Origin of the sequence: Planktotalea sp. (genome assembly GCF_049680325.1) — a bacterium.
Taxonomy (GTDB): Bacteria; Pseudomonadota; Alphaproteobacteria; order Rhodobacterales; family Rhodobacteraceae; genus Planktotalea.
On sequence record NZ_JBAUHO010000014.1, the window covers coordinates 1 to 5,459 of the forward strand.

At 58.1% G+C, this 5,459-nt stretch carries 9 protein-coding genes and 1 pseudogene; all 10 read right to left on the reverse strand.

Going from position 1 to position 5,459, the window contains the following annotated elements; genetic code table 11:
• Positions 1 to 548, reverse strand: a 548-nt coding sequence (locus tag WBC85_RS00655; RefSeq protein WP_424432757.1) for a phage distal tail protein, Rcc01695 family, incomplete at its 3' end; no start/stop codon positions are given.
• 28 nt (positions 549 to 576) lie between these two features.
• Positions 577 to 1,239 carry a phage tail tape measure protein gene (locus WBC85_RS00660; RefSeq protein WP_424432758.1) on the reverse strand — a complete coding sequence of 221 codons (663 nt, stop codon included), beginning with the start codon at positions 1,237 to 1,239 and terminating at the stop codon, positions 577 to 579.
• Entirely contained in the window at positions 1,232 to 1,453 is a 222-nt protein-coding gene (locus tag WBC85_RS00665) for a rcc01693 family protein (RefSeq protein WP_424432759.1), read from the reverse strand. Before WBC85_RS00665 ends, WBC85_RS00660 begins: the two co-directional genes overlap by 8 nt.
• Positions 1,450 to 1,776, reverse strand: a complete 327-nt coding sequence (locus WBC85_RS00670) for a gene transfer agent family protein (RefSeq protein ID WP_424432760.1) — start codon at positions 1,774 to 1,776, stop codon at positions 1,450 to 1,452. Before WBC85_RS00670 ends, WBC85_RS00665 begins: the two co-directional genes overlap by 4 nt.
• Positions 1,776 to 2,192: a phage major tail protein, TP901-1 family gene (locus tag WBC85_RS00675; protein WP_424432761.1), complete on the reverse strand. Its 417-nt coding sequence runs from the start codon at positions 2,190 to 2,192 to the stop codon at positions 1,776 to 1,778. Before WBC85_RS00675 ends, WBC85_RS00670 begins: the two co-directional genes overlap by 1 nt.
• A 40-nt stretch (positions 2,193 to 2,232) precedes the next feature.
• The gene (locus WBC85_RS00680) at positions 2,233 to 2,637 is read right to left on the reverse strand and encodes a DUF3168 domain-containing protein (RefSeq protein ID WP_424432762.1); all 405 of its coding nucleotides are present in this window, start codon (positions 2,635 to 2,637) and stop codon (positions 2,233 to 2,235) included.
• On the reverse strand, positions 2,634 to 2,972 hold the full coding sequence (locus WBC85_RS00685; protein ID WP_424432763.1) for a phage head closure protein: 339 nt from the start codon (positions 2,970 to 2,972) through the stop codon (positions 2,634 to 2,636). The genes WBC85_RS00680 and WBC85_RS00685 overlap by 4 nt, the downstream gene beginning before the upstream one ends.
• Positions 2,969 to 3,568 (reverse strand): head-tail connector protein, encoded by a 600-nt coding sequence (locus tag WBC85_RS00690; RefSeq protein ID WP_424432764.1) that lies wholly within the window; start codon positions 3,566 to 3,568, stop codon positions 2,969 to 2,971. The genes WBC85_RS00685 and WBC85_RS00690 overlap by 4 nt, the downstream gene beginning before the upstream one ends.
• 165 nt (positions 3,569 to 3,733) lie before the next feature.
• Entirely contained in the window at positions 3,734 to 4,927 is a 1,194-nt protein-coding gene (locus WBC85_RS00695; protein ID WP_424432765.1) for a phage major capsid protein, read from the reverse strand.
• A 22-nt stretch (positions 4,928 to 4,949) separates the two neighbouring features.
• A pseudogene (locus WBC85_RS00700) lies at positions 4,950 to 5,456 on the reverse strand (HK97 family phage prohead protease).
• Positions 5,457 to 5,459: the final 3 nt, after the last annotated feature.

Genomic DNA, 5,459 nt, shown 5'->3' on the forward strand with positions numbered 1-5,459 from the left:
AAGCGCACAGGCACATCAAATTCAAAGCCGGCGGTAATCTCGCGCTCCTCATCGGGTGCACGGTCAAACATGATGACCCCGCGCTCCAGATCCACCTCGAAATGAACGCCCTCATTTTGCGGATCACCTGCAATCGCGACCACCACCGTGCCGCTGACCGGTTTTGTGATAATGCGGGTGTAGCTCTGCTCGCCGGAACGATAGGTCTTGCTCAGTTGAAATTCTGTAGCGATACCATCGCCATAACCAATTGTCTGATCCTCGCTCGCAACAGCGGCGGACGGCTTGCAGGACTTGAAATCAGACCAATCCTTCCAACGAAATGCAAACATCTGCCTGCGCCGCGCTTCGAAAAAACTAAGCACCGCATCCACGTCATCCATCGCGCGCAAACCAACGCCCGCATCATAGCGCCTGCGCGAATGCGCCCATGGCGTGTTGCGTTCTTCATAACCGTTGCTCAGTGTGACAATGTCTGTGCGCCGCTCGGGGCCACCGGTTGAACCAAAGCTCAGAGCTGCTGGAAATCTTACTTCGTGTAGTTGCATGATCTATCCCTCCGCCGGGTTTAAATGACTAGCGTGAACGCTGCGAGCGCCCCAGCGCACGGCTCATTTGCGCGGCGATCTGACTTTGCGAGCGCTTGAAACCTTCGACATCGGGTGTCGAGATATTCACAATGACTTGCGATGCCCGGCCAGCGCCTTGCGCCTGCACGCCCAAGCGTCCATCTGCGCCCCGCGTCAACGGCATGATCGCCTCAGGCCCCGCTTCACCCATCAAACCCATGCCGCCGCGCATCGGGAATGTCGTCGGCCCGCTCACCACGCCGCCATTGGCAAAGGCCGTCACCCGTCCTTGCGTAAAACCCGCGCCATCGGCAAAGGGCATTAACCCCTTGAACAGGGCGTCCATCCCCCCCGTAATCAACCCGGAAAAATGGTTGGTGACAGGCTTCACCGCCGCATTGAACGCCGTACTGGCAAGCGAGCGACCGACATCCTTCAACGCATCGCTCAGCTTTTCACCATCAAACACCACTCCCTCAAACGCACCGCGTAGCGAACGGCTCAGCGTGGCGTCCAATCCCTGAACCCCTCGACCTGTGGATTCAAACGTGCCCTGAATGCGCTTCATTTCGGCGTCAAACGTCGATGCCATGCCAGCCGCATTGGCAAAACTGTCCTCGAGCGCCTCAAGCTGCACATCCAGCGGGCTTTCACTGTCAAACTCACTCATCCGAAACCTTCCTTTCTTTGCCTGAATCGTGCGGCGTGTCGGGGTAGGCCCGCAACAAATCCGCAAGGCGCGCCTTTCCCATCGGGGCTTGCGCGCCGCCGTGACCAAGCATCATCATCAATTCCGCAGGCGTCAGCGCCCAGAAATGCTCGGGGCGCAAACGCAGTTGCAACAATCCTGCGCGCATCAAGTCTGGCCAGTTTACGGTGCTCACGCGCGGCGCTCTTCAGGCAGCAAAAACGCGCGTGCCAATAGTTGGGCTGCGGCCCTGGCAGCGCCCATCGGACCGCCTTTGATCTGCGCAGATAGCAGCCCCTCGCGCTCAACATCCCAGCCGCCGCCGCGCAGCCCTGCAACAATCAACGCCAACACATCTCGGCTGGAAAAAGCACCGCTTTCAAACCGCTCGACCAAGGCCACCAAAGTGTCATCGCCCAAGGCCGCCTCCAGCTCGGCCAAAGCGCCCAGCGTCAGCGACATCGCCCGTTTCACCCCATCGACCTCAAGACTGACGACGCCGCTCCAAGGATTGTCCATCAGCTATCCGCCGTGAAGGTCAACTCGCCCGCCGAAACCATCGCCATCTCATAGGTTGCCTCACCATTATGCGACCCTGCATACTCGATCGAGCTGATCTGGAACGGCCCCTGCACGATCCCGAAGTCGGGAATTATCACCTGGAAATTCGGAATTTCCCCATCAAAGAAAATCTGACGTGCGCGCTCGTCCGTCGCCTCATCGCGGAATACGCCCGACCCCGATAACGCGGCCGATTTGACGCCAGCGCCTGACAGCAATTCGCGCCAGCCCCCAGCACTGCTAAGGTTCGTGACATCCACCGTTTCCGCGTTAAAACTTACCCGCGTCGCCCGCAGTCCCGCCAAAGTCTCAAACGTATTGCTTGCGTTGATATCAACCTTAATCAGTAGTTCTTTACCGTTTTGCGCACCCATGTTGCTCACTCCATTTATCCAAGAAAACTTAGGCTACAGATTACGCCTCAGTGCGTATTCTGAATTTCAAATCAATCTTGCGTTGCCCCGAATTGCTTCGCTTGGCCGCGCTGCTTCGAAACCAAAGCCCGACAACGCGCCCCGCGCTCAGTGGCAACTCAGCGCTTTCAAGCGCCGTGTAAATCGCGCCAGCAGCCTGTTTAAGCGTCAAGAAACTATCGGCAGTGCTCAGCACTGAAATCAGCACCTCATGCATCGCCCCTGCGCCGCTCTGATCGGACGCGTCTTTGACCGCTTCCTCGCCAATCAACACATAAAGGTCTGGCATCGGTCCCGCGGGCACCGCATCATAAACATGTCCGGCGACAATGGCTGCCAAACTTGCGTCAGTGGACAGGCGGTCATAGATCGCAGCCTGCAAAACATCAGACAAAAACGCGCTCATGCCGCCACCTCTTCGCTTGCATAACAAACCAGATAGCGCCCGGCTGGCTCCGCCTCTGCCACAGCAGTTATGCGGTAAATGCGAGCACCTTCGCGAAACCTCTGATCGGGGCGTGGCCGCAGTGTCGACGCGTGCGGCGCGGCGCGCAGTGTAATCTTTAAGCCGACCTTCGATTGGGCAATGCCCAACGATCCCGTTTCACGCCCCGTAAGACTGCGAATGCTCGCCCATACCGTACCAAGCGCACTCCAGGTGCTGTGCTGACCACCTGCACCGTCCGCAATGATATCGCGCGTTTCAAGGACAAGCGCGCGGTTCAAACGCGGCGCACTCATTGCGCGGCACCGGTAAACAAGCGCATCGGGCGATACCGCTCAATCAAAGTCTGTACGCCGAACGGCATGCACCCGCGCGCCAAAGACGTCTCGTCGCGATACTCGTAATAATGCGCAGCAAGCAGAAATACCGCTTGTGCCAAATCGTCAGGCAAGTCGTCCCAAACAGGCGCAAACCCCGCACGAAACCGCAAAATTGCCCGCGCACCATGCCGGATCGATCCAAAGCCGGCACCGCGTGCAATCACACGTGGGCGCTGAGCCGCCTCTTGCAAGCTGTAATGCTCAGGCGGCACTGTTTGAATTGCGCCCTCGAAATCGACGATTTCTATAGAGGTGATGCTCTGAACAGGTCCAATAGGCAGTGCTTCGCTACCCGCCTCGCGCCAGCGCGTTACCGACCAGCTAAAGTCGCGCTCCAAAAGCGCTTTGTTGGTACGTGCCTCAACCGTCGCGATTGCCGCGCGCAAAAAGCTTTTCAACACAGGCTCTTGCAGGTCGTTCTCCGCAAAACCTGTACCCAGTCGCAAATGCGCTTTGAAGGCAGCGAGAGGCAATACCTCGTCTGGCACCTTGGCCTCTTCGATCAACATCATCAACATCTCCAAATGACTTGCCTCCCCTTTGGCAATGATGGGCGCGCACAATTGCGTTGCTCGGACGGAGGGGGACAGCTAGACAACGCAAAGTAGGTCTGCGCGCGCCCGAAAGGCGAAAGGCAATGCCACTGGCTCTGCCTTCCGCATTTGCAGTCAAGCCGATTAGCTTACTGCAAATTTCAGCAATTTGATCGCATGGAAGTCCGTGACATCGCCGCCAACACGCTTGGTTGCATAGAACAGCACATTCGGCTTGGCCGAGAACGGATCACGCAGAACCCGCAGGTCAGGACGCTCCGCAATCGTGTAACCCGCGCCGAAATCACCAAATGCAATCGCCGTGGTATCGCTGGCGACATCAGGCATGTCTTCACAAATCACGACCTTATAACCAAGCAACAGCGACGGTTCGCCCGCCGCAAACCCGTCAGACCAAAGGAAGCGTCCGTCGCCATCCTTCATCTTGCGCACCTTGCCTGCGGTTTTAGAGTTCATAACGAACACACCATTGGCGCGGTAACGCGCGTCAAGCGCATAGACCAGATCGACAATCGTATCGCCCGGATCACTCATCGCAAAGTCGCCGTCGACACCCGTCGCAACATGACCGATCTGGCCCCATGTTTCAGTGCCATTGGCAGCGCTCACATAGTTCAAAATGCCCTTGGGCTTGTCATTGCCATCGCCATTGATGAACGCATCGCTCTCGGCGCGCGCAAACTTGTCGGCAATCTTGCCCGCCAGCCACGATTCAATGTCAAAGGCACTATCATCCAGCAAGCGCTGCGAAACCTTCGGCAACGCGCTCAACTCATGCAAAGCAATCGAGATACGATCCACCTGCGGCGTGCCCGTTTCCGCACTTGCGGCAGTTTCGCTGGCCCAGCCCGCACCTGCATCAGTGTGATCCACCAGAACATCATACGATGTCGCCTCGACATTCACGACGCTTGCAACGGCGCGAAGGGACGCCGCACCGCGCAGCACGCTCTGAACCGCTTCAGACGTCTGCGGGTCCACCAGATAACCACCATCGGCGGCAACCGCAGTGGACATCGCCTTGCCTTCCATCTCGATCCCGCGCAACGCGTCCTCGTCGCCATTGCGCAAATAGGCACCAAAGGCCTTCTCGTGCGGTGCGCTTTCCAGCACAGCAGCAGACAAAGCAGGACGCACAGCGCGGCTCAATGATTTACGTTCATACATGGTCAGTCGCTCTTCTTGTTGTTGAAATCGTTTATCAGTTGCGGCTCGATGGCTTTGAAAGCCGGCCACGAAATCCGCCAAAGCGGACTTCAGTTCCTGGGCTGGGGACAGATCTTCCCCGGCCCGAGAAATCATCTCGGGATCGCTCATCGCTACATCCTTTTCTAAGTTGCTAGTGTTTCATCTGCTGGGCTGCACTGCGCAGCGCATCCGCCAAAGTGCGAAAGCCTAATGCGTCGCTGTGCAGGCTTTCGGATTTCGCACCGACCCGCGCACTCGCCAGCATCGGGAACGTCACCAAGGATACCTCCCAAAGCTCCAGCTCCTGCAAAACCCGGCCCCCGTCAGCGCTGCGCACCGCTTTCTTGGTGCGATAGCCGATCGACAGGCCGTCCAGCGCGCCCGCTTGGATCAGGGCAATCGCCTCGCGCCCTCGCGCCACGCTCTCCAAAAGGCGCCCCTTGACATAGAGCCCCTTCGCATCCTCGCGCACCTCATCCCAAACACCGATTGGCGCGCTCGCATCATGCTGCCAAAGCATCTTTACCTGACGCCCCTGCGCTGCAAGCACTTTCAAAGAACCCGCATAGGCCCCCTTTTGCACCACATCACCGCCCTGATCTGGCGCGCCAAAGAAAGACGCCTAACCCTCGATCTCCACGCCGTCCTTGACCGTCAACCC